The sequence below is a fragment of the Arcanobacterium pinnipediorum genome, from assembly GCF_023973165.1.
Taxonomy (GTDB): domain Bacteria; phylum Actinomycetota; class Actinomycetes; order Actinomycetales; family Actinomycetaceae; genus Arcanobacterium; species Arcanobacterium pinnipediorum.
The window spans coordinates 1392960-1417026 of sequence record NZ_CP099547.1 but is presented as its reverse complement, the minus strand read 5'-3'; the positions used below and the strand labels follow the sequence as shown (position 1 = coordinate 1417026).

Below are 24067 nucleotides of genomic sequence, written 5' to 3'. Positions count from 1 at the left end.
ACATTGGCACGAGGATATGACCATAACGGAAGGACAGTCCGTGGATCTCTACGAATACCAAGCCCGAGAGCTCTTCGCTGCGCACGATGTGCCAGTTTTGCCCGGCATAGTGGCGAGCACTCCAGAAGAAGCTGAACAAGCAGCCCAAAAACTCCTTCAAACAAGCGATCTCGTTGTTGTTAAAGCCCAAGTCAAAACCGGTGGGCGTGGCAAAGCCGGTGGCGTGAAACTTGCTCGTACAGTTGATCAAGCACGCGAAAAAGCCGAAGCTATCTTAGGTATGGATATCAAAGGCCACACTGTAAACCATGTGCTTATTGCTGCCGGCTCAGATATAGCTGAAGAATACTACTTTTCCATTCTCCTAGACCGCTCCCGGCGGCAATACCTGGCTATGTGTTCCAAGGAAGGCGGAGTCGATATTGAACAGCTCGCTGCAGAACGCCCCGAAGCACTGGCGAAAGTTTCGATCGATCCCAACGAAGGCATCACCGAAGAGGTCGCGCGTGAGATCCTAACCCAGGCAGGATTCGATCCAGCAGAACACGATGCACTAGTGTCAGTTCTGATTAAACTCTGGAATACCTACACTGAAGAAGATGCCACACTCGTTGAAGTCAATCCGTTAGTCAAAACTCCGCACGGAGAGATCATCGCACTCGATGGCAAAGTCTCCCTAGATGATAACGCTCGCTTCCGCCACCCCCACCACGCTGAACTGGTCGATAAGCGCGCCGAGAACCCACTTGAAGCCCGCGCGAAGTCCCTCGGCTTGAACTACGTCAAACTCGACGGCGGGCAAGTCGGCATCATCGGCAACGGTGCCGGACTCGTCATGTCCACACTCGACGTCGTCGCCTACGCCGGTGAAGAATTCGGCGTCGGCCCAGCAAACTTCCTCGACATTGGCGGTGGCGCAAACGCCGAAGTGATGTCGAACGGTTTGGATGTTATTCTCAACGATCCAGATGTGAAGTCCGTTTTCGTTAATGTTTTCGGCGGAATTACTGCATGCGATGAAGTTGCTAAGGGGATCGTTGCAGCCCTAGATATCCTTGGTGACGCAGCGAATAAACCAATTGTGGTGCGATTGGACGGAAACAAGGTTGCCGAAGGGCGGCAAATCTTAGCCCAAGCCAACCATCGCCTTGTCAGGCTGGAAAAAACAATGGACGGAGCTGCCGCACAAGCTGCCCAGCTCGCTAGAAAGTGAGACCCGATCATGGCAATCTTCCTCAATAAAGACTCCAAAGTTATCGTCCAAGGTATGACCGGATCCGAAGGCCAGAAACACACTCGCCGCATGCTTGGAGCTGGCACCCAGATTGTTGCTGGAACCAACCCGCGCAAAGCCGGTACCAGTATTGACTTCGACGTCGAACCTATTGGTATCGGTGCAGCCCAACGTACCGGTGGAACAGTCTCAGTGCCCGTCTATGGCACAGTGGCGCAAGCAAAAGAAGCAACTGGAGCAAATGTTTCAGTTATTTTCGTCCCGCCTGCTTTTACCAAGGCAGCAGTTGTTGAAGCAGTCGATGCTGGCCTTGACCTCGTCGTTGTTATTACTGAAGGGGTTCCGGTAAAAGACAGCGCTGAATTCGTTAGCTACGCACAGGAAAAAGGCGTGCGCCTAATTGGGCCTAACTGCCCAGGTATTATTACCCCCGGTCAGTCAAACGTTGGTATTACCCCGCCAGATATTACTGGTCCAGGAAAGATCGGGCTAGTATCAAAATCTGGAACATTGACCTATCAAATGATGTTTGAACTGGCCGATATCGGTTTCACCACCTGTATTGGTATCGGCGGCGATCCGGTTATTGGCACCACTCATATTGATGCACTCAAAGCCTTCGAAGCCGATCCCGAAACTGAGCTGATCGTGATGATTGGTGAGATCGGTGGTGATGCTGAAGAGCGCGCCGCAGCCTTCATTAAGGACCACGTTACTAAGCCGGTTGTCGGGTACGTTGCCGGGTTTACTGCGCCGGAAGGAAAGACGATGGGGCATGCGGGGGCAATCGTCTCAGGCTCAGCTGGGACTGCGGCGGCGAAGAAGGATGCGCTCGAAGCGGTTGGCGTACGAGTTGGCAAAACCCCAACCGAGGCAGCCAATATTGCTCGCGAGATTCTTCACGGCAAGCAGTAGCGTCCTTAATTTCTGTTTTATCCTAGACGTCAGCTTTATCCTAGACGTCAGATGCTGTGGATCCGAAGTCATACCACACTTCGGATCCACAGTTGTCTAAGTGTTCGAAAATCAGATAGCGTTGAGGAACTTGCGCAGATCAAATGTGCAAGGCCGTGCAGATCGTATGCGCAAGCTCGGGAAGCTCACACAAAGATCTCGCACGCCGATCGCACACGCAGATCTAGCACCCACACGATTGCCGGAAGGAACACTGTTGGCTCGTCTACGCAAATACTTTGCCGATACTCGCCCGCTGCAAAGTCCACACTTTCGCCGATTGTGGATAGCTAACATCATCACCATTATCGGCGCCCAGCTCACCGTGGTTGCGGTCCCGGCACAGATCTATGATCTGACGAAATCCTCAGCAATGGTTGGCCTGACCGGTATTTTCGGGCTTGTGCCATTGATTATTTTCGGGTTGTGGGGTGGCACTTTAGCTGACCACATGGACCGGCGTAAACTCCTAACCTATACCACAAGCGGCTTGATTTTGACCTCGCTCCTGTTTTGGATTCAGGCAGCTTTAGCGCTGGACAACGTCTGGTTACTGCTCACTATTTTCTCCGTCCAACAAGCTTGTTTCGCACTCAATCAGCCGGCACGAACCGCAATTTTGCCCAAAATCGTTCCAGCAGAACATATTCCAGCTGCCTCCGCACTCAATATGACTGTTTTCGCTGGCGGGGCGATTGCCGGACCGCTTATCGCCGGAGCGCTTATACCGCTACTGGGATACAGCTATTTGTATGCCATCGATGCAGTAACCTTGCTAGCTACCTATTACGCGGTTTACCGGCTTCCGGCGCTTGCAGTCGATAAGCCGCAAGGTTCACCAGGGTTGCGCTCTGTGATCGACGGGCTGCAGTATCTTGCCCGCCACCCCATCATTTTGGGCAGTTTCGTGATCGACCTTATCGCAATGATTTTCGGTATGCCACGCGCGCTCTTTCCTGAGATTGCGCATATCAACTTCGGTGGCCCAGCCCAAGGAGGCTATGAGTTTGCCTTCCTCTTCGCCGCGATGCCGGTAGGGGTACTCCTTGGCGGGCTTTTCTCGGGCTGGATTAGTCGAGTGAAAAAATATGGTCAGGCAGTTATTGGTGCGGTGCTTGTGTGGGGGATTGCCATCACTGGACTCGGGCTGGCTAGCAGCGCGGCGCAGGGGGCCTCGGCTACGATGCTTCTTCTGGCTTGTATCTCCTTGGCGATCGGCGGAATAGCGGACATGGCTTCGTCGGCTTTCCGTCAAGGAATTTTGCTCGTTGGCGCTGATGACCGGGTGCGTGGGCGGCTACAAGGTGTATTCATCGTCGTCGTTGCTGGTGGGCCACGCCTAGCCGACGTCTTCCACGGACTCGTTGCCCAGTCACTGGGGGCGGCGACGACGGTGTGGGCTGGCGGTCTAGCCGTCATCATCGCAGCACTGATCTTTGCCGTCTTTTCACCTACGTTCCGCAACTACAGCATAAATTCGTAAGCAACACACCGAGATATTACCGTGCGTTTGGTCCCAATACGCGCGACGATGAGAAGTAATGAATACGCACATTGATCTTTCGAGATACTGGTACATCTTCCGCGGAGGAATTGCCGCACCATTTTTCGCATGGTTCGGGCTCTTTCTCCTCGTCATGGTGTTTTATACGCTAAACGCCTCGGCACAAATGCTCGGAGATATCGTTTGGCAAGACGCAGCCTTCTTCGCTACCGGCTGGTGGACGAGCGTGTTTGGCGGTTCAGTCACCATCGGCGAAACTCCGGTGACGCTCATGCCAACTTTGCTCACTACTCTCGTCGTCTACGCCTCATATCAAACATGGCGTAGCCGAGAGATCTCGACCTGGCTTGAGGCTCTTGCTGGCGCGCTGAGCTGGCCGGCAGTCGTGATCGTTCTTGGACTAGTTGGCCGCGCGCCCGGAGACTGGTGGTTCGCCATTATCGGTTCGGTTTTGTTGGCGGGCTTGACTGCCGTGTGGAGTGGGCGCGAGAAGTTGCTTTTCACTGTGCCGTTGTGGCGATACCTCGCTGCGGCTGCGCCATATATTCGGTGGTTTGGTATAGGAATGATCGTTCTCGCTGGTACGACGACGATCGCCATGCTCCTTACCCATTTTTCCACAATCGCTGACGTCCACAGCTATTATCGAACCGGAGTGATGGGCAGTATCGGGCTAGTGATACTCCAATTACTCTACCTGCCCTCACTTGCGGTCTGGTTTTATTCCTGGCTCATCGGTTCTGGCTTCGCTATTGGTGCGGGCACGAATTTTTCTACACTCGGGGTTGACGCCGGCCCGTTGCCCGCTATCCCGGTTTTCGGGGCACTACCGCAGCCAGGTACGTCGATGATCTGGCTATTCGTGGCAGTGATAGTAGTTTCGCTTCTCTTTGGCGTTGTGCTGGGACGATATGTTTTCCGTACCGAGATTGCGCTCCGTGACCACATGATTCGTAGCGCGAGTGCGCTGGCCGTATGTGCTCTGGGCGTCTCAATCATCTCCTTTATCGCCTCCGGTGCTCTTGGCCCAGGACGAATGGCAACCACCGGCCCGGTGCCGGCACTGACTGCTGGATTCACCATCGTGGTTATCGGGATCCCAGTGATAACAGGTTTATTCCTGATCCATCCAGTGGTTGTGCGTCGCATGCGCGTTGCGCTGGGCCGTGACCTCGTTCCATCAGCGGAAAACAAAGAGGCTAGCACCCACCCAGCAGATCAACTCAACGATGTTTTGCCATCACATGAAACTAGCCGTGCATCTGCAGATGGCACTCCTGGCGCGCCCGATCCTACTCCTGGCGCGCCCGATCCTACTCCTGGCGCGCCCGATTCTGCTTCTGACATGCCCGATCCTGCTCCCACCCAGTTAAGTACGAAAGAGGCACATAATGACTGAACATCGCGTCCCCTCGATATTCTTCTTCGGCATCCTTCTTGCCTGGATAGGAGTAGTGATCCTGCTTTCGTTCACATGGGGAGTCCAGCCAGCGATGTACACCTTTGCTGGCAGCCTCATCGGTTTAGCTCTTGCCCGGCTGATCCTACCTGCGGGGATGGTTCCCCAAGTGCGTTCGCGCTGGTTTGATGTTCTTACTCTCCTAGGGCTGGCCATGGTCTTAGGCTACTTTGCTAATTGGGGAGATACGCTAGCTGTGGTCTAAATGCTTATCGCTATACACTTGGCCCGGAAGGCGCACATCGCCATCCGGGCCAAGTATTTTATCGGCATGAATCACACCGATCAGATTTTATGAAACGATTGCGAGATCTTCTAGCGGTCCAGAATACGTTGGATCTGAAACAACATAAACCACATGCTTTAGCGGCAACCACCACGGATCAATCTGAGTGCGTGCATCCATATCCATCATGTCATCGATATGAGTAAGTGGCATTGCTTCAAGCACGCCATTGACCATGCCAACATGGAAGGAGCGAGCCGTTTTTGTTTGTGCACGCAGTTCGCCGTCGAGAATGTTGATTGCCGTATTGACGATACGTGCCGCCATCGTACGATCGAACGGAGAAGGATTACCGCCTTGTTGCGCATGTCCGATAACCGAGGTGCGCACATCGAACAGGTTGTGCCCTTCTTCTTCAAAGATACGGCTTAAGAAATCGGTTGTGTAATACGATGAAGCATCCTCGTTGCGAACCACCAGATACAAGTGCCGACCTTGTTTAAAAGCATTGACCATGCGCTGGGTATCTTGAGCAAGCTGTGGCAATGTGATACCAGTTTCGGCTAGATACACTTGCTCGGCGCCAGAAGATAGGGCGGAAAATAGCGCCAGATAGCCAGTCTTTCGACCCATCGTTTCAGCAACGAAACAACGCTGCGAGGCAGAAGCCGAGGTGCGAATCTTATCGAGTATTTCCACATTTGTATTCAACGCAGTATCTGCGCCAATCGAATGTTCTGAGCCAGGCAAATTGTTATCAATCGACGCCGGGACGCACACGATAGGAATATTGAAGCCCGGGTAACGATCCTTAGACTGGATCATATCGAATGCCATCTTATAGCCCTTGAAGCCACCAATGACGATCAGTGCATCCAGCTCCGCATTTTCGATAGCACGAGACAGCGCATAGTATTGGTCGACGGAAGGGATTGTGCGCCGAGTACCAAGTTCGGCACCGCCGTCTTCTGCCCAGCCTTCCACATCGCCCCACTCTAAAACTCGGGTTTTACCTTCAAGTAAGCCCGGGAAGCCACCTTCAATGCCGACCATAGTATAGCCACGATCAATACCGAGCTTTACTGCCGCGCGCGCCGCCGGATTCATCCCGGGAGCCAACCCACCGGCATGAATAATGCCAACTCGTGCAGCCCCAGACTGCTCAGAATGAGTCTTTGCTGCAGGAGAAGAAATGGCTTCGAAAATATTGATCATTTCGCGGAAACCAGCACCGCGTGAATCAATGGCGGCCTCCCAGTTCCCCTCTTTCAAGTAAGCCTTGACTTTTCGAGTATTGGCCACCGCTTCCATCATCGGCATACGTACAATCCGGTTGCGTTGGGTACCAATAATTGTGGGTTGGGTTTCAGGTCCGGCATTGACCATATCCAGTGCTGCGGTGTAGCCCAAGAGCGTTGGCATCCAGCGATCGTATGCGGTTGGTTGGCCGCCGCGTTGGACGTGACCGAGAGAGGTAATGCGTGCATCTTCACCCAAACGTTGGCGAATAACATCCGCTACTTGAGTTGCTGTGATTGGATTTCCTGCTCGATCTAAGGCTCCTTCGGCGAGAATAATCAGCGAATCGCGTCTGCCGCGCTCGCGGCCGGTACGCAGCTTATTCGTCATTTCTTCTTCCCAGCCATCTTCTGGCGGAAGCTCAGGAATAAACACATAGTCACAGCCGCCAGCAATAGCAGACATGAGGGCTAAATAGCCACATGCTCGGCCCATGACTTCAATAATGAATGTGCGTTGATGTGAGGCTGCGGTTGCTGCGATAGCGTCGATAGCTTCGATAATGCGATGGAGGGCTGAATCAGTTCCGATGGTCATATCGGTTCCCACGAGGTCGTTATCGATTGATCCGACGACGCCGGCGATACGCAGATGCTTATGGCGTTCGCCAGCTTCGGGACTAACGCTTCCTTCGGCGACGAGTTCTTCAAGCAACTCTGGCCACATTTCCCGCAGTTCGTCTGCACCGGTCAAGGTTCCATCTCCGCCGACGGCGATGAGACGGTCGATCCCGCGCTCGACGAGGTTGTGCACGACCTTTTTTAGCCCGGAGCGTTCCCGGAACTCTGCCGAGCGCGCGGTTCCGATCGCGGTGCCGCCTTTGGATAAAATATTAGATACCGAGGACCACGACAGTTCTTGGATCAGGTCGCCACCTTCGATTGCTCCCTTCCAGCCTTCGTGGAGGGCAAACGGAATTGCTCCCGCGTGGAGGGCAGTTCGAACGACGGCGCGAACGACGGCGTTCATGCCTTGAGCGTCACCGCCAGAGGTGAGGACGCCAATTTTTGGTCGTTCGGCACGCTCAGTTTCACTCAGTGGCTTAGACATGTCCAACATGTATTTCTCCTTAACGCAGGATACCTTGTAATCTACGTATCTTATCTTGCCATATCTGAGGCGAAAATCTTGAGGAATTCTTCTCGTGTGCGGTTTTTCGTGCCTACCAGCCAGTAGAATAAAAGAACAGAAGGGTGGAGGTTCGTGTGTTTCGACGTCGTCGTCAATTGACGGTTCTAACTAGTCTCAGTGTGGTGATGATTCTAGGTGGCCTAGCCAGTTGTTCCAATGGTCAACCAGCAGGCTACACGCATTTCGACGCCGGCAGTCACACCATCACGATTAACGGTGCACCTTACCCACTCCAACTGCCGGGGCGCGCTGACTTAAAAGTGGACGGTAGCGCTATTGTGCCAGCTGATCTCGGGGTAGATGCAGCTATTCGCGGCTCGGATGCTTCCCGGGAAGGGATTTACCGCTCTGCAGATGGCAACGAACAATTCTATTATGTTTTAACTGACCGATTCGCCAACGGCAGCAAAAAGAACGATAACGGCGGATACGGGGCAGATCCGCGCGTTTCAGGTTTTGATCCGAGCAAAGAGAATTTCTATCTTGGCGGCGATATTGCTGGGCTGATCGAGCACCTTGACTATATCCAAGGATTGGGAACTACGGCGTTGTGGATCAGTGCGCCGTTAAAGAATAAGCCAGTCCAGGGCCAATCCGATGCACAGTCAGCGGCATATCTTGGCCGGTGGATTTTAGATTTTACCGAAATTGATCCGCATCTAGGTACGATGGATGATTTTCGTGAGCTCGTATCCCAGGTCCACAAGCGAGGCATGAAAATCTATATTGACGTGGTAACCAACAACACTGCTGATGAAATCACCTACGCAGCAGAAGATACTTCCTTTGTTCCGCTGGCCGATAAGCCCTACCGCGATGTTGACGGTAAACTAATCGATGTTGTACAACTAGCTGGAACACACGACTTTCCTGAGATTGATCCAGCCTCTTTTCCGTATGCGCCAATATCTGGCACGGCCAAAAAAGTACCGCAGTGGCTCAATGACACCTCCTTGTACCACAATCGCGGCGAGTCGGCGTCGGCTGGGCCAGCATTGACGTTTGGCGACGTCGATGGTCTCGACGATCTGATGACGGAAAACCCGCAAGTAGTTCGCGGCATGGAAGATATCTACCAAAAATGGCTCGAGACTGGAATTGATGGTTTCGGTATTTCTGGTTTGACTCAGGTCAATCAAGAGTTTTGGACGCACTGGACGCAAGCTATTAAACGCAAAGCCGATCGTGAATTCTTCATGTTTGGCGAAGTGACAGAGCCAGACGTTGCGCTTTTGTCTAGTTATGTCCACACCACTGATATGGATGCGGTATTAGATTCGGCGTTCCACCAAACAATTATCGATTATGTAAACGGAGGCTCAGCACAGGGCCTGGCAAATCTGTTCTATCAAGATCCGCGCTATGCTTCAGGTAAAACGACCGTCTTGGATCTGCCGACGTATCTTGGCAACCCTGATATGGCGCGGATTGGCAGTGAATTAGACGGGGATAAGGTAGTTAATTCTCTCTTTGCCCATGCGTTGATGTTTACTATGCGCGGCCAACCAGTTGTCTATTATGGCGATGAGCAAGGAATGATTGGCCAAGGGGTGGGCAGCAGTTCTCATCAGCCGTTGTTTGCCACCCAGGTACCTAGTTACCAGCAGCAAACTTTAGCTGACGGCACCTTGTTTGGGACCGGTGAGCACATGTCCCGTGATACTCCGCTGTATCAAGGAATCGCCCAGTTGTCAGCGGTGCGGAAAAAATATCCCGGGCTATCGAACGGCTCCCAGATCGAACTGTTCCACGAGGGGCAAACCTATGCGTTTTCACGTATTGACCCAGAGGAAAACGTCGAGTACGTCGTCGTTACTCATTCTGGTTCAGAACCAGTCGAGGTGACCATTCCGGTCCTATCGACGACGAAGAACTGGAGGTCGGTGATGAACGTAACCGACGGTAAGGTCAGGGATGTTGCGCCCGGGCAACTTCACGCCAATAGCGTCAATGGAGTTACTGAGCTCAAAATTGAGGTTCCTGCACGAAGTGTTAGCGTTTACCGCGCAGGCGATAGCCTAGAGCGCGGAAGTGGTATTACCACGTTGCGGGGCACGAAAACAGAGGAATCGTTCCTGGAACTGAGCGCCGATACCCAAGACCACCGCTACGCAAACACTGCGTTCTTCTATCGGATTGTTGGTAGTGGCAAATGGTTTGCGATGGGGTCAATCGCTGGTCCTGATCCGCGGGTTTACCACGATCTGAGCGAGTTTGATGACGGTACATTAATTGAATATCGCGCCATTACTGATGGGGGCCGCGGCCAGTCATTCACCTATCTTGTTGGCGGCCCGCAGATACAGCTCAAAAATTAGTCACTACAGTGACGGAAGTTTGTAAAATTAGTACGAAAAGCTAAACTAAAAGATTGCTAGAGCCGGTAGCGATATCGGCTGATCATGAACGTCATGGCGATCATATTGGAGGAAACTCATGCCTACCCCTGTAGACGCAACCCAAACCACCGCGTGGGGTAAACTCGCGGACCTGAAGAATTCACTTCAGATCGATTTCCGTTCTTGGTTCGCCCAAGATCCCGAGCGTACCGAAAAATTCAGCTTCAGTGCCGGAGATCTTTTTGTTGATTTGTCTAAGTCGGTGCTTACCGATGAGCTCAAAGAAGCCCTCGAAGAGCTAGCGATGGAAGTCAACCTCGACGAGCGTCGGGACGCAATGTTTGACGGTGAACGGATCAATATCACCGAAAACCGCTCAGTTCTCCATACCGCCTTGCGCCGGCCGGTCACAGATTCGTTGACGGTTGAAGGCCGCGACGTCGTCGTCGATGTTCACGAAGTACTTCAGCGCGTCTACGCCTTCGCAAACAAGATTCGCTCGGGTGAATGGAAGGGCATTACCGGCAAGCCAATCGAAACAGTTGTCAATATTGGTATTGGCGGTTCTGATCTTGGCCCAGTGATGGCATACGAAGCCCTCAAGCCATTCACGGCAGATAACCTCGAATGCCGATTCATCTCTAACATTGATCCAACCGATGCCGGGCAAAAGCTTTCTGGCCTAGATCCGCAAACTACCCTCTTCATCGTCGCCTCCAAGACGTTTACCACCTTGGAAACCTTGACAAATGCTCGCATTGCGCGCGCTTGGCTACTAAAGTCCCTCCAAGAGCAAGGAGTGGCAACTGAAGGGGCAGTAGCGAAACATTTCGTTGCGGTATCTACTGCGCTAGATAAGGTTGCCGAATTTGGAATCGATCCGCAAAACGCTTTCGGTTTCTGGGATTGGGTAGGCGGGCGCTACTCGGTCGATTCTGCTGTTGGTACCGCCCTAGCAATTGCTATCGGCCCAGAGAACTTCGCCGAGTTCTTAGCTGGATTCCACAAGATGGATCAGCACTTTTGCAATACTCCCGCCGCACGCAACGTCCCGGTATTGATGGGCATGCTCAACGTGTTCTACGTCAATTTCATGGAGGCAGCTACCCACGCTGTTTTGCCATACTCCCAGTTCTTACACCGTTTCCCGGCCTATCTACAACAGCTCACCATGGAATCTAACGGTAAGCGGGTTCGCTGGGACGGCAGCCCGGTAACCTCTAAGACTGGCGAAGTATTTTGGGGTGAACCAGGCACGAACGGCCAACATGCGTTCTATCAGCTTATCCATCAAGGAACTCAGCTCATCCCTGCTGATTTTATTGCTTTCGCCAATCCAACATATGCGTTTAAGGATGGAGATGCGGACCAGCACGAGCTTTTCCTTGGTAACTTCTTCGGTCAAACCAAGGCACTCGCGTTTGGTAAAACCGCTGACGAAGTTCGCGCTGAAGGCACTGCCGAAGAGATCGTTTCGGCCCGCGTTTTCGAAGGAAACAAGCCAACTGCCTCAATTATGGCTCCCGAATTAACGCCATCAGTGCTCGGCCAACTCATTGCGCTTTATGAACACATCACCTTTGTTCAAGGAATCGTGTGGGGAATTGACTCCTTCGATCAATGGGGTGTTGAGCTCGGCAAGCAAATGGCTAAGGCACTAACGAAGGCAGTGAGCGGAGATAAGGCAGCGCTGGCTAGTGAAGATCAATCAACACGCGCATTGATCGAATACTATCGCGCACATCGGACAAAGTGACTTCTTGCTCAGTGGGCACGGTTTTTTAAGATGGCATGAACCAAAATCACAGTAGTTCCGTGGAGTCAGGACTAAATGCCACCCAGAAACACCACTGAGCAAGGTAGTCTTAGAAGTGGTGCGAGAATACGTCTCGCTCAAGAACAAACTGGCGATGTTCCGCAAAATCATGGAACAGCGCCTGAGATTATAGGAGTTGACTACATGGCTGAGCTTCGTACTCCGGTTACCGTCACCGTTACTGGCGCTGCAGGAAACATCGGATATGCACTCTTGTTCCGTATCGCATCAGGTGCGCTACTTGGACCTGATGTTCCAGTACGCTTAAACCTCCTTGAGATCCCACAAGGACTCAAGGCAGCTGAAGGAACCGCAATGGAATTGAACGACGCAGCATTCCCATTGCTCGATTCAGTAAACATTTTTGATGACGCAAACAAGGCGTTTGAAGGAACCAACGTCGGTCTCCTCGTCGGTGCACGTCCGCGTACCAAGGGTATGGAGCGCGCAGATCTGCTTGCTGCTAACGGTGGTATCTTCGGCCCACAAGGTAAGGCAATCAACGATCACGCAGCTGATGATGTTCGCATTCTTGTTGTTGGAAACCCAGCTAACACCAATGCACTTATCGCTGCTCACAATGCGCCAGATGTGCCAAACGAGCGTTTCACCGCGATGATGCGCCTCGATCACAACCGGGCTATCTCGCAGTTGGCGGAAAAGACCGGCGCGAAGGTGACCGATATTAAGAAGATGACTGTTTGGGGTAACCACTCCGCAGATCAGCATCCAGATGTCTCATGGGCAACCGTTGCTGGTAAGCCAGCAACAGAGCTCGTTGATGAAGCATGGCTCGCAGACTATTTCGTGCCAACTGTTGCCAAGCGCGGTGCAGCAATTATTGAAGCTCGCGGTGCTTCTTCGGCTGCTTCGGCAGCATCCGCAGCAATCGATCACGTCTACAACTGGGTTAATGGAACCCCTGAAGGTGACTGGGTTACCCCAGGTATCTGGTCTGATGGTTCACACTACGGTGTGCCAGAAGGTATCATCTTCGGCTTCCCGGCTGTCTCCGAAGGTGGAGAGTGGAAGGTTGTGGAAGGTTTGGAGCTTTCTGAAACCACCAAGGCTGGTATTGAGCGCAACGTCAAGGCTCTTCAAGAAGAAGCCGATGCAGTGCGTGAACTTGGTTTGATCTGAGTTTAGTCCATACGTTAAAGGCGGAGGCGAACGTCTCCGCCTTTAACGTATCACCTGTAGGATGATGAATTACGGCAAAGAGTAAAACTATATGAGATGTCCATGCCAATCAGGGAAGTCATATAAGGATTGTTGCGAGCAGCTACACGATGGACTACGTCTAGCTAAATCCCCAGAAGAGCTCATGCGAGCACGCTATGCTGCCTATGCGCTGGGGCGCGAGGACTTCGTTTTCTCATCATGGCATCCAAAAACCCGCCCGGTAGATGTTTCTACGAAAGGTATCTATTGGACGGGCTTGGATATTATTGATGTTGCAGATGATCAGGTTGAATTTATTGCCTCCTATATTGATCAGTCAACGAAGGAACCTGGTCGCCTGCATGAACGGTCATTATTCGTGACTCGAGTGGGGCGTTGGTTCTACCTCAAACCCCTCAGGTTGAGTGAACAATAGCGGATCGTGTGGCTGTTGTGGTTTGCCCATAGTTTGTGGTTGGCGTTGGGGCATGAGTGCCGCAACAGTACAAGCCAGGGCAAAGATAAGAAGAACAGCAACAGCTAGGGTAGAGCCATCGAAGTGCGTACCTAGACCTCGTATAATGGCTAAACTGCCACATAGGGTGATAAAAATACCCCACAAAAACGTTCCGATTTTCATTACTTTCTCCTACTGGTTTGATTGCGACGACGACGGTGGCAGTGCGTCAGTTTTCACCGGGATCGCACGCTGGTTGGCAACGAAAATTATTGCTTGCCTGCCGTGGACTGGTTCGGAAAAGTTCACGTTACCCGCACCATAATCGATTCTGATGTGGCGGGCTTTGTCAGGGGCTTGACGAGCCGCCGGGCTGACAATTGTGATGTGCTTTTTTGGTAAGACTGAGGCATGGAGGTCTGTTTCGTATGGGGCTACGAACCATTCATCAGGATCGATTGGACCAAATGACTTCGATTCGGCATAACTGAGATTGGTTGCATTTGAGTACAGTTCTGGAATCTCAGTAATGAAGCTACCTTCCTCAGGGTTGCGAATTTCCCATCCGCCTAAGTCGGCGATGGTAGCCGTTCCTAAAATGGTCAGGTCAAGGATGACTGGATCATTACGGTCGAGTATGAAGCGGGAGTCAGAAAAGATAGAGGTAATGGTAGCGTTATCGGTCAAATCTTTGACGACGTGTTCCCGGTTATCGATGATGGCAGCTGATCCGGTTCGATGTGATTGGGCAAAAAACTGTTCTTGAGGAGCATTCATCAAGCTGGTTGGAATGATGAATGAGAGTCCAATAAGGGTTGCGACTGGAAAAGCCAGTAGCGTTGCAACGAAACTTAGCCAGCTACTGCGTTTTCCGCGTATTCCTGCCCAAACAATTCCAAGGCCAAGGATTGACAGTGCGATGCCGAGCGTTAGAAGCGCAGCAGCAATGGTATTTGGCGTAGCAAGAAGCGTTACTGCGGCGCCAGTTGCGCTCAGTGCGAGAGTAAGTAGGATGAACCTACCAGAAAGTGCCGGGGTGCGTGGCGCACGTGGCGTTGAATGTACCGGTTTTTGCGGCGTGGTGGTTTGAGATACTGGCTCCTCAAATGCTCTGGGAGTAGTAGGTACTGGCTGTGAGGCAGGCGAGGCAGACGAGGCGGCAACGTCGGCACTCTCACCAGGCAGAATTGCTGGGGCATCATCCGCTTTCGAGCTGCTTTGTTTTCGCAACACGACGATCAACAAAGTGATTCCACCAGCAACAGCGAGGAAAGCGAAGGGCAGACCCGAAAAGAAGAACCAGTGTGTGCGTGTAGCCTGATCAAAGAAGTACCACACTCCAATCACGAGCATGCCAACACTGGCTGCAAATCCGCCTGAGAATCTACCTTCTACTATTTCGCGTAGTTCTATCCGGCCGTCGTCGTCGTGAGGCAAAAGAAGCCAAGCAAGACCGTAGGCGATAACACCGATACCGCCCAAGAAAGCTGCGAGAATAACTGCGAGTCGCAGGAGAAAGGGAGAGATATCCCAGCGGTGGCCAAGGCCAGCGCAGATACCGCCAAGGTAACCGTCACTGGTTCGGCGCAGCGGCTGGGCAGTTAAGCGTTCAAAAATGTTCATAACTTTATCGTTGCAGATACTCATGTCTGCCAGCTATAGGGTGATACCCTGATTTGACCCTGATCTTGTTCTTCAGGGACATAACCGTCCATTACATATGTGATGATAAAAGGTATGAAGACGGATAATGATTATTCACATCTGCGCGCGCCAGGGTTAGCGAAGCGTCCCGAGCTGTTGCGACGCTCGCCGCGCAAACTGGCCGGCGTCGCGCGCGGATTAAGTGTGCATCTTGGTGGATCGGTTACGGCATGGCGTTGGGCCTTCGTCGTCGCCACACCATTTTTTGGTGCCGGAATAATTATTTATGTCATCTTAGCCGTCACCATACCTAAAGACGAGGGTCTGCCTGGTCGCCGTCGTCGGTTAATGAACGAACTGACCCCAGATACCGGGCGAGCCAACCCAGCATGCAAGCCACTTGTTATTACCGCCCTCGTTTTGGCGGCTAGTGCGATAGGCATTGTGGTTATTCAACACGGATACGGCTCTGGTCTGATCTCCTTCCTCATTATTTTGGCCGGTGCTGGCATCGCATGGTCGCATCCGGTTGGTAACGATTCTGCGCCGATCGGATGGACGATTGTTGGAAGTCTTATCGCAACACTCGGCGCACTGACCTACGCATCGCGAAACTACGGGATCTATCAAACCATGGCGAGCCTGGGTGTGGGCTTGGCCGTCATTAGCGCAATCGGATTCGTGATAGTGCCGGTATTGCTGCAAAATCGTACCCAGTTGCGCGATGAGTATGCGCAACGTATCCGAGAAGCAGAGCGGGCCGATATCGCAGCCCATTTACATGATTCAGTGTTACAAACCCTGGCGTTGATCCGCTCGCGCGCCGATTCTGCAGAAGAAGTAGCTACACTGGCCCGAGCCCAAGAACGGGATTTACGCCGCTATTTGTATTCAGATCGGGCAGTGGAAGGAACATCTGTGGCCGATAATATTTCCCAGATCGCAGCCGAAATTGATAAAAAATTCCATACTGAGATCGATACAGTCATCACCGGAGATGCCCAGCCGAATATGGCAACCCATGCCTTGCTGGGTGCTACCCGGGAGGCGTTGACGAATGCGGCCAAACACGCGCCTGGGAAAATATCGTTATACGCCCAACTTGGGGAGAGTGCGTGCGAGGTTTTTGTCCGTGATCGCGGGTCTGGCTTTGATCCGGAAGCGATTGCCCGCGACCGCGCCGGGATTAGAGATTCGATTCGCGGCCGGCTTGCTAAAGTTGGGGGAGAAGTAGTGATTCGTTCCCCGCTACCTAGTGGTGGTTCGGAGGTTCACATGCGGATCAGTTCGGGAGGTAACCAGTGAGTCTAAAAGTATTTATCGTAGACGATCACGCTTTGGTACGCGCCGGTGTGCGCTCCCAACTCGAAAGTTACGCCGATATTGTGTGCGTTGGTGAAGCCGATTCGGTTGATAGTGCAGTTAGCGCGCTCAGTTCGCTGCGCGATAACCCGCCCGACGTCGTATTGCTCGACGTTCACCTGCCCGGCGGTCACGGTGGCGGTGGGGCAGAAGTTGCCCGCCGTGTGTTAGCTGGCGGAGTATCCACCCGGTTTCTTGCACTATCAGTGTCAGATTCTGCCGACGACGTCGTTGCCGTTATTCGCGCAGGCGCTCGCGGATACGTCACCAAAGCAGTTAGTGCGAACGAATTGGTGGAAGCAATTGAGCGGGTGGCTGGCGGGGATGCGGCTTTTTCTCCGCGGCTAGCTGGTTTTGTACTCGATGCGTTCGGTGCACATGCTGCCGATGTGGCGCAGCGCGATGAGGAACTTGACCGTTTATCGCAGCGTGAACAAGAAGTGATGCGGCTGATCGCGCGTGGCTACACCTATCGAGAGACTGCTTCTGAGTTGTTTATTTCGATTAAAACGGTTGAGACGCATGTTTCGGCAGTGTTGCGCAAGCTCCAGCTCTCTAATCGTCATGAGCTCTCACGATGGGCGGCAGCGCGCGGCCTGGATTAAACAATTCTTGCTCGTTGCGAGGCAGATTTGAGGTTCTCAGACCCGCGGAATATGCCTGCGATCGCGACCATTTTTCCTACTTTTCGGGTTTTATGCTTTATCATGTGAATGTTCAATGATCGAGTAATTCTAGGCGGAGAGCTCATGGGGAATGATAAAGATGTAGCTGAGAAGAAGCCGCAACGCTCCGGGCGTTTTAATTTCTCGAAGAAGGATGCGAAGCGAGAAAAGACGGTGGTTAAAGCGCGACAAGAATCTTTGGCAGGGATGGTTTTCGTCGATATCGTTCTAGTGATTTTTTTCGCACCACTTGTAGGCTTTATCCTCTTTGTTATTATTAAGTATTTCTCAGATATGATCGGCGGCAGTGGCCCTAGCTTGGGATATCTTCTGGCAGAAGAGCTTGAAAACTTAAAGATCTCCGTCGTTCCTCGAGCAGCTCCCGATCCTGTAGTTTGGGGCTATGTCCGCGATTTCTTTCGTGGTGTTTTTAGAGAACTTAGTGATGCTGAGCTATCTACAGTTTTTACTATCTTAGCTGCAGTGGGTATTGCGGCGACGGTTGCTCTCTCAGACGCTGAAGAGAAATTGCACAAGATTAATTTCAAGGTTGATCCGGAGCTAAATGGTGCTGGAGATGCTGATAACCATGTGAGTGTTCTGACGTACTACCGTAGTATCTCTATGTTTTTGTTTCTCTTTCGCCCTTTTCTTCTTATCTTGCTTCCGATAGCCTTCGGTAGGTTACAATTCACTCTTGGTATTGCCACTCTATTTTTCTACATTTACCTTTTTATTCAGTCTCAAGCGCTTGACCGGTATATTATCGCGGCGATTAAGACGTTATATGACCAAAACAAATGGGAACGTGCTCAGAAGAGTGTTGAACTGGTAACTGGCCAGAGTCAACCAGCAGATTCTCACTGGAAGAATATTCAGATAAGATATAGAAATAATTCTATAGGTAGTGCTCAGTTTGGTTTAGTAGTACTTCTGAATATATTGACAATTTTTGCGATCCCAATTTTTTTATGGAACATATCGAATGCTTCTGTGTGGAAACAAATCCTGGTACTGGGGATATATCTGCTGGTTGTTGTGTTAGTTTCCCTGATTCGTCATAAAATTCTACTGGTAAGATTTTATCCTGCAGTCAAGCTGTCCATTGAGAGTATTTTTCCCTATGTCGGGTATCTTATTTTTGTTATCTTATATGAGTCGTTTTTCTTCTTGCTGATAGTGCTCTCATATAAAGAAAACCTACCTGGATATTTTCAAGCGCTCTTAATCGGGATTTTTAGTTCTGCTCTTGCCGCTACAATCTTAGATATCTGGATTGTGTGCAAGAATATCGGGGGTAAAAAGCCGTCCTATTACTTAGGTAGATCCCTTATCCGCGCACATCAGATTCAAGTTGCGCGCAGAGAATCTGCATCCGCAACTGATGTGCAGAAGAATTTCGTCCAACGCCTGTGCTCGTGGATAAAACGTAAGTGGAAAGAGTTTAGTAATCCGTCAGAGTTTAAGATTGATAACCCGCAGGGGTATTTCCCGTTAAAAGAATCTATCGACGAAGAAACGAGACAGATACAGTATTCTCTGCCCGATATGGGAACCTTTGAGTCAGAACGTCTCCCGGGCTATTTCATCCCGGATGTCTGGGACTACTTTTGGACTAAAGAAGAAAGAACTGCGGAAGAATCTCCGGAAGGAAAAGAGAATTAGAATAAGAAGATGAAACGCGACGAAGAACTCTATGACCGCATGATCAACGGTCAGCTCTACACACCGCAAGGTCCCAAATTTCAAGAGATCCATGCGCGTGCCATGAAATATCAAGACGAATTCAATTCCTTGCCTGCAGCCGATTGGGATGCCCACTACGCTGTGCTCACCCACTGGCTTGGGGAGGTTGGCGAGGGAGTTATCGTACGTGCTCCACTGCGAGTAGATTACGGTATCCACACCTCAATCGGAGCCGGAACATTCGTCAACTACGACTGTATTTTTCTCGACGTCGCCCCCATCACCATCGGCAAAAACTGTCAGATCGCACCGCGCGTCCAGCTCTTAACCGCCTGGCATCCGCTCGAGCCCACACTGCGTAGCCAAGGCTGGGAAGGCGGTAGCCCGATTCACATCGGCGATAACGTATGGTTAGGTGCCGGTGTGATCGTGTTGCCCGGCGTCACCATCGGGGACAACACCGTCATCGGTGCGGGATCGGTGGTGACAAAAGACATTCCCGCCAACGTCGTCGCCCTAGGTAGCCCTGCGCAAGTAGTCAAAAAACTCCCGGCAGATCAGTGTGCCACCGACGTCATCCCACCTCACCTATTGAACTAAGTGTGAGTGAAACACACAACCAGCTTCACCGCTGTTCACGACGTGGATGGCGATATCCCACAATATAGACGTGTTAAAGTTCTGTGGGAGACTATGCGTAAACTAGATGTGTAACCGTTAATGGATGTCCTTAAGGAGGGCCGACGTGGTCGATTCTTTCGATCTTTCACTTGCTGAGCTAGATCCACAAATTGCTCAGGTGCTAGAAGATGAATTAGGGCGTCAACGCGCCACATTAGAAATGATTGCGTCGGAAAACTTTGTGCCGCGCGCAGTGCTCCAAGCACAAGGCTCGGTACTAACCAATAAATATGCTGAAGGATATCCCGGCCGGCGTTACTATGGCGGCTGTGAATTTGTTGATGTTGCAGAGAATCTAGCTATTGAGCGTGCCAAAGAACTATTCGGGGCCGCCTACGCTAACGTCCAACCACATGCTGGAGCACAAGCCAACGCTGCCATTTATCATGCACTACTTCAGCACGGCGATACCGTTATGGGATTGTCGCTGGCTCATGGTGGGCATTTAACTCACGGCATGAAGATCAATTTCTCGGGCAAGAACTTCAACATTGTCTCTTACGGTGTAGATCCACAAACATACCTCATCGATATGGATGAGGTTCGCAAACTAGCCCTAGAGCATAAGCCGAAGATGATTATTGCCGGTTGGTCTGCCTACCCACGGCACTTAGATTTTGCGGCCTTTCGCGAGATTGCGGATGAAGTTGGCGCATACTTATGGGTGGATATGGCTCATTTTGCGGGGTTGGTTGCCGCTGGGTTACACCCCAGCCCAGTCCCATACGCCGACGTCGTCACCACCACTATTCATAAGACCATCGGTGGTCCACGTTCGGGCATGATTTTGTCTCGTGATGAATCACTCGGCAAGAAACTCAACTCCGCAGTCTTCCCCGGCCAACAAGGTGGCCCGCTTATGCACGTGATTGCTGCGAAAGCTATTGCGTTAAAGCTCGCTGGCACACCGGAGTTTAAGGATCGGCAAGAGCGGACCTTGCGCGGAGCAAAGATTCTTGCGGAGCGTCTTATCGCTGCCGATGTTGCTGATAAGGGCGTCTCAGTGCTCACTGGCGGAACTGATGTTCACCTCGTTTTAGTAGATTTACGCAACCACGAACTCAACGGTCAAGAAGCAGAAGATCTGCTCCACGAGATCGGCATTACCGTCAATCGTAACGCGATCCCGTTCGATCCACGTCCACCGGCAGTAACGTCTGGATTGCGAATCGGAACTCCAGCATTGGCTACGCGCGGATTTGGGGACGAAGAATTTAGCGAAGTCGCCGATATTATTGCCGTTGCATTGCGTGATGGTAACTCGGCTGATATTCCTGCCTTGCGTGCTCGGGTCGCTGCCCTGACTGATCGCTTCCCGTTATATCCGGGTCTGGATCAAACGCACTGATTGCATGGCTTGAGAGGAGGAGTGTAGGTGAGCACTGCGGTGAAGATGGATGGGCGGGCAACTCTGGCCCAGATCAAAGAAGAACTAAAAGAAAAAATTGCTAACCTAGGCTACACGCCAGGGCTAGCTACCGTGTTAGTTGGAGAAAATCCCGGATCTCAGATGTATGTCAATATGAAGCATCGGGACTGCGCTGAGGTAGGGATTAACTCGATACGAGTAGATATGCCCGAAGAATCAACTACCGAAGAAGTACTTGCCCAGGTACATAAGCTCAACGAAGATCCGCAATGCTCGGGCTTCATCGTGCAGCTGCCATTACCTCGGCATATCGATACCCAAAAAGTGTTGGAAGCAATTGAGCCCACCAAGGATGTTGATGGGCTACATCCGGTCAATATCGGCCGGCTCGCTAACGAAATTCCTGCTCCGATTGCGTGTACCCCGATGGGTATCGTGGAACTTGGCCGGCGATATGGAGTCCAATGGTCTGGCGCTAATGTGTGCATTGTTGGGCGCGGAACAACCGTTGGCAAACCCCTAGCAATCCTACTTACCTCGCGCTCGATTAATGCCACCGTCGATGCGTGCCATTCCGCAACCAAAGACTTAGCCGAGCACACCTTGCGTGCCGATATCATCGTAGCCGCAGCCGGGGTAGCTCAGATGATCACCCCAGATATGGTTCGCCCAGGTGCGGTTGTGTTCGACGTCGGCGTTTCGCGTGTAACCGATCCACAAACCGGAAAATCCGCAATGCTCGGCGATGTCGATCCAGCAGTATTCGATAAAGCGGGATTCTATTCACCAAATCCGGGTGGGGTAGGGCCAATGACTCGAGCGATGCTGTTGTCCAACGTCGTCGAAGCAAGTGAACAAAACTCATAAACCCCGTACAATTAATTAAGAATAATTAATTGGAAAGGCACCTATGCTAGTAGCTACCTGTAACGTCAACGGAATTCGCGCCGCGGTGCGTAAGGGAATGCAAGAATGGATCGCGAGTGTTCGTCCGGATGTGCTGTTACTGCAAGAGATGCGCGCGCCAGAAGAATTGGTTCCTGGGCTAGTTGGTAGCGATTACCAGATCCTCCAGCAAGCCTGCGAGATTAAAGGACGTGCTGGGGTTGCTATTGCGGTAAAGCAAGGACTCGATATTGGCCGAGTTAGTATAGGTTTAGGTGCAGACCTACCAGATGCAGATCCCGATGCAGATGCTACAACTGCCTGGGATCGCCCCGCCGAGCCAGCGGTAGATACCGGCCGGTGGGTCGAAGTTGATATCCCGCAGCTGCACACCACGTTTATCAGTGCATACCTACATTCGGGTAATGCGAGCGATGAGCCGAAAATGGCTGCGAAGTACTCCCACCTGGATCGAGTTTCTACCCGCTTAGTCCAGCTACAGCGCCATCGCCATCCTGATATGCCACATATCGTGATGGCAGGTGATTTTAATATCGTTCACACCGAGCGTGATATCACCAATTGGCGTTCTAACCATAATAAGACCGCAGGTGTGCTAGATCCGGAGATCGCTTATTTGGATAAATGGATGGGCGAATTCGGGTATGTAGACGTCCAACGTTCGCTGATTGGCGATGAGCAAGCTGAATATACCTGGTGGTCGCAGCGCGGTAAGGCCTTTGAAAACAACGTAGGGTGGCGTATCGACTACCATTTAGCCACTCCTGCTTTAGCCCAGCGTGCCCAATCGGTTCGGATTGACCGGGCGGATTCGTATGATATGCGCTGGTCAGATCATGCTCCGTTGCTCGTTACTTATGATGTGGAGAACTGATGGAAGATGTGACGGTGGCTCCAAAGCCAACGCTGATGGAACGAATTACTGGCCTTATTGAATGGGTGTTCCAACTCCGGCCAGTGCGCGCATTTAGCCGCTATAGTTGGGCGCGTGGTTACCTACTTGCCGGTGGAATAGCCTATTCGGCTCTTTTCGCTATCGGTGGTGCGCTCACACTTGCTCTAACCGTGTTCTCCTATACGCTAGGCGGCAATGATGAACTGCGCCAAACATTGTTTGAAACAGTTAACTCCTCACTGCCAGGGATTTTGAAAACCGAAGAATCCCCGTCGGGACTTTTGGATCCTCATGCGTTGATTATTGAAAACCCGATTAATGTCGCGTCGATTATTTCGATAGTGGTGTTGTTGTGGTCGGCTGCATCATTGATGACGGCGTTGCGCATCGCTATTTTGGGGATGTTTGGTATCACTTATCTTTCACGCCCATTCGTTAAAGCTAAATTGATGGATCTTTCCGGGTTTTTAATGATTGGTATCGGGGCGTTAGCAACCGTCACGTTGGTAACTATCTCAACGCAGTTTTCAGAAACAATTTTGCAATGGTTGAATATTCCGGGCGCAGTGGGCTCCTTCTTCATTGAAGTAGGCACCATCTTGATTGCCTTGGTAGTTGACACCGTTATTTTCATGTTTTTGTTCAGTGTTATGTCTGGTGCGCATCCGCCATTGAAGGATTTAGTAAAAGGATCTCTCCTAGCAGGTATTGCATCGTCGGTTTTGCGTTTCTTAGGTACGACGGTGGTCTCATCAGTTTCTGACAATCCGTTATTGGCGCCGTTTGCCGCTATTGCTACATTGTTGATCTGGGTGAATTTGCTTGCCCAAGTAACTTTGGTAGCGGCAGCGTTTGTGGCCAATCCACCGGCTCCTGGCGAGCCGACGAAGTCTCAGCTCGAGCATGCTGATGAGTACCCAAATTATGTTACTGAAACTGTTCGCGAAACTCTTGACTGGAATTACGATCCGATGACTGGTGTTGTTGCACCGCATCCAGAAAACGATCAGGAAGCAGAATTGGTTCCGCCGTGGTCTGGCCCTCGGGCGGCGTGGAAGCAGAAGCGTATCGCGCGAGCAGAAGATAATCTTCAACGAGCGCAAGAACGAGTCGATGCGGCGCGCAAAGATTATGCGCAGTCGGCGTGGGAGGCGTATATGAACAAAACTGTCCCCACAACTTCTGCGACGCGAGCTCAGGCTGATCCGAAAATAATTGGGGAGAAGGTGGCTCGCCAGCTGCAAGATGAGCGAACTCGGGAAAACGACAAATAGTTTCT

19 protein-coding genes are annotated in these 24067 nt (G+C 51.7%); 17 read left to right on the top strand and 2 right to left on the bottom strand.

Annotated features, from left to right (window positions below; translation table 11 throughout):
• Nucleotides 1-40: 40 nt before the first annotated feature.
• The 5 genes from sucC to NG665_RS06280 all read left to right on the top strand — a co-directional run bounded on the left by sucC (nucleotide 41) and on the right by NG665_RS06280 (nucleotide 5356).
• Nucleotides 41-1213 carry an ADP-forming succinate--CoA ligase subunit beta gene (gene sucC, locus NG665_RS06300; protein ID WP_252672870.1) on the top strand — a complete coding sequence of 391 codons (1173 nt, stop codon included), beginning with the start codon at nucleotides 41-43 and terminating at the stop codon, nucleotides 1211-1213.
• Between the two features lie 9 nt (nucleotides 1214-1222).
• Nucleotides 1223-2149 (top strand): succinate--CoA ligase subunit alpha, encoded by a 927-nt coding sequence (gene sucD / locus NG665_RS06295; RefSeq protein WP_252672869.1) that lies wholly within the window; start codon nucleotides 1223-1225, stop codon nucleotides 2147-2149.
• A 100-nt stretch (nucleotides 2150-2249) separates the two neighbouring features.
• Nucleotides 2250-3671: an MFS transporter gene (locus tag NG665_RS06290; protein ID WP_252672868.1), complete on the top strand. Its 1422-nt coding sequence runs from the start codon at nucleotides 2250-2252 to the stop codon at nucleotides 3669-3671.
• A 58-nt stretch (nucleotides 3672-3729) separates the two neighbouring features.
• On the top strand, nucleotides 3730-5091 hold the full coding sequence (locus NG665_RS06285; RefSeq protein ID WP_252672867.1) for a cell division protein PerM: 1362 nt from the start codon (nucleotides 3730-3732) through the stop codon (nucleotides 5089-5091).
• Complete coding sequence (locus NG665_RS06280) at nucleotides 5084-5356, top strand: DUF3017 domain-containing protein (protein WP_252672866.1); 273 nt, start codon at nucleotides 5084-5086, stop codon at nucleotides 5354-5356. Before NG665_RS06285 ends, NG665_RS06280 begins: the two co-directional genes overlap by 8 nt.
• A gap of 87 nt (nucleotides 5357-5443) precedes the next feature.
• Here NG665_RS06280 and NG665_RS06275 read toward each other — a convergent pair whose 3' ends face one another.
• Nucleotides 5444-7735, bottom strand: coding sequence for a 6-phosphofructokinase (locus NG665_RS06275; protein ID WP_252672864.1), 2292 nt, complete (start codon nucleotides 7733-7735; stop codon nucleotides 5444-5446).
• A 146-nt stretch (nucleotides 7736-7881) separates the two neighbouring features.
• On the opposite strand from NG665_RS06275, the gene NG665_RS06270 reads away from it, so the two are divergent.
• The 4 genes from NG665_RS06270 (at nucleotide 7882) to NG665_RS06255 (ending at nucleotide 13559) form a co-directional block, all read left to right on the top strand.
• Nucleotides 7882-10125, top strand: coding sequence for an alpha-amylase family glycosyl hydrolase (locus NG665_RS06270; protein WP_252672862.1), 2244 nt, complete (start codon nucleotides 7882-7884; stop codon nucleotides 10123-10125).
• Between the two features lie 118 nt (nucleotides 10126-10243).
• Entirely contained in the window at nucleotides 10244-11902 is a 1659-nt protein-coding gene (gene pgi, locus NG665_RS06265) for a glucose-6-phosphate isomerase (RefSeq protein WP_252672860.1), read from the top strand.
• 204 nt (nucleotides 11903-12106) lie between these two features.
• Complete coding sequence (locus tag NG665_RS06260; RefSeq protein WP_252672858.1) at nucleotides 12107-13102, top strand: malate dehydrogenase; 996 nt, start codon at nucleotides 12107-12109, stop codon at nucleotides 13100-13102.
• Between the two features lie 91 nt (nucleotides 13103-13193).
• Complete coding sequence (locus NG665_RS06255) at nucleotides 13194-13559, top strand: YchJ family protein (RefSeq protein WP_252672857.1); 366 nt, start codon at nucleotides 13194-13196, stop codon at nucleotides 13557-13559.
• 213 nt (nucleotides 13560-13772) lie between these two features.
• Here the strand turns inward: NG665_RS06255 and NG665_RS06250 are convergent, their stop codons facing one another.
• On the bottom strand, nucleotides 13773-15203 hold the full coding sequence (locus tag NG665_RS06250; RefSeq protein WP_252672855.1) for a PspC domain-containing protein: 1431 nt from the start codon (nucleotides 15201-15203) through the stop codon (nucleotides 13773-13775).
• A 114-nt stretch (nucleotides 15204-15317) separates the two neighbouring features.
• Between NG665_RS06250 and NG665_RS06245 the strand changes: the two genes are divergently transcribed.
• The 8 genes from NG665_RS06245 to NG665_RS06210 all read left to right on the top strand — a co-directional run bounded on the left by NG665_RS06245 (nucleotide 15318) and on the right by NG665_RS06210 (nucleotide 24062).
• Nucleotides 15318-16529, top strand: coding sequence for an ATP-binding protein (locus NG665_RS06245; RefSeq protein ID WP_252672854.1), 1212 nt, complete (start codon nucleotides 15318-15320; stop codon nucleotides 16527-16529).
• The gene (locus tag NG665_RS06240; protein WP_252672853.1) at nucleotides 16526-17191 is read left to right on the top strand and encodes a response regulator; all 666 of its coding nucleotides are present in this window, start codon (nucleotides 16526-16528) and stop codon (nucleotides 17189-17191) included. The genes NG665_RS06245 and NG665_RS06240 overlap by 4 nt, the downstream gene beginning before the upstream one ends.
• Before the next feature lie 144 nt (nucleotides 17192-17335).
• Nucleotides 17336-18916 (top strand): hypothetical protein, encoded by a 1581-nt coding sequence (locus NG665_RS06235; RefSeq protein WP_252672852.1) that lies wholly within the window; start codon nucleotides 17336-17338, stop codon nucleotides 18914-18916.
• 9 nt (nucleotides 18917-18925) lie between these two features.
• Nucleotides 18926-19537, top strand: a complete 612-nt coding sequence (locus tag NG665_RS06230) for a sugar O-acetyltransferase (RefSeq protein ID WP_252672851.1) — start codon at nucleotides 18926-18928, stop codon at nucleotides 19535-19537.
• 145 nt (nucleotides 19538-19682) lie between these two features.
• The gene (gene glyA / locus NG665_RS06225) at nucleotides 19683-20966 is read left to right on the top strand and encodes a serine hydroxymethyltransferase (RefSeq protein ID WP_435366668.1); all 1284 of its coding nucleotides are present in this window, start codon (nucleotides 19683-19685) and stop codon (nucleotides 20964-20966) included.
• A gap of 45 nt (nucleotides 20967-21011) precedes the next feature.
• On the top strand, nucleotides 21012-21854 hold the full coding sequence (locus NG665_RS06220; RefSeq protein ID WP_252674094.1) for a bifunctional methylenetetrahydrofolate dehydrogenase/methenyltetrahydrofolate cyclohydrolase: 843 nt from the start codon (nucleotides 21012-21014) through the stop codon (nucleotides 21852-21854).
• 43 nt (nucleotides 21855-21897) lie between these two features.
• Entirely contained in the window at nucleotides 21898-22767 is an 870-nt protein-coding gene (locus NG665_RS06215; RefSeq protein ID WP_252672849.1) for an exodeoxyribonuclease III, read from the top strand.
• A complete protein-coding gene (locus NG665_RS06210) occupies nucleotides 22767-24062 on the top strand; it encodes a YihY/virulence factor BrkB family protein (RefSeq protein WP_252672847.1) in 1296 nt (431 codons plus the stop codon). The genes NG665_RS06215 and NG665_RS06210 overlap by 1 nt, the downstream gene beginning before the upstream one ends.
• The last annotated feature ends 5 nt before the right edge of the window (nucleotides 24063-24067 follow it).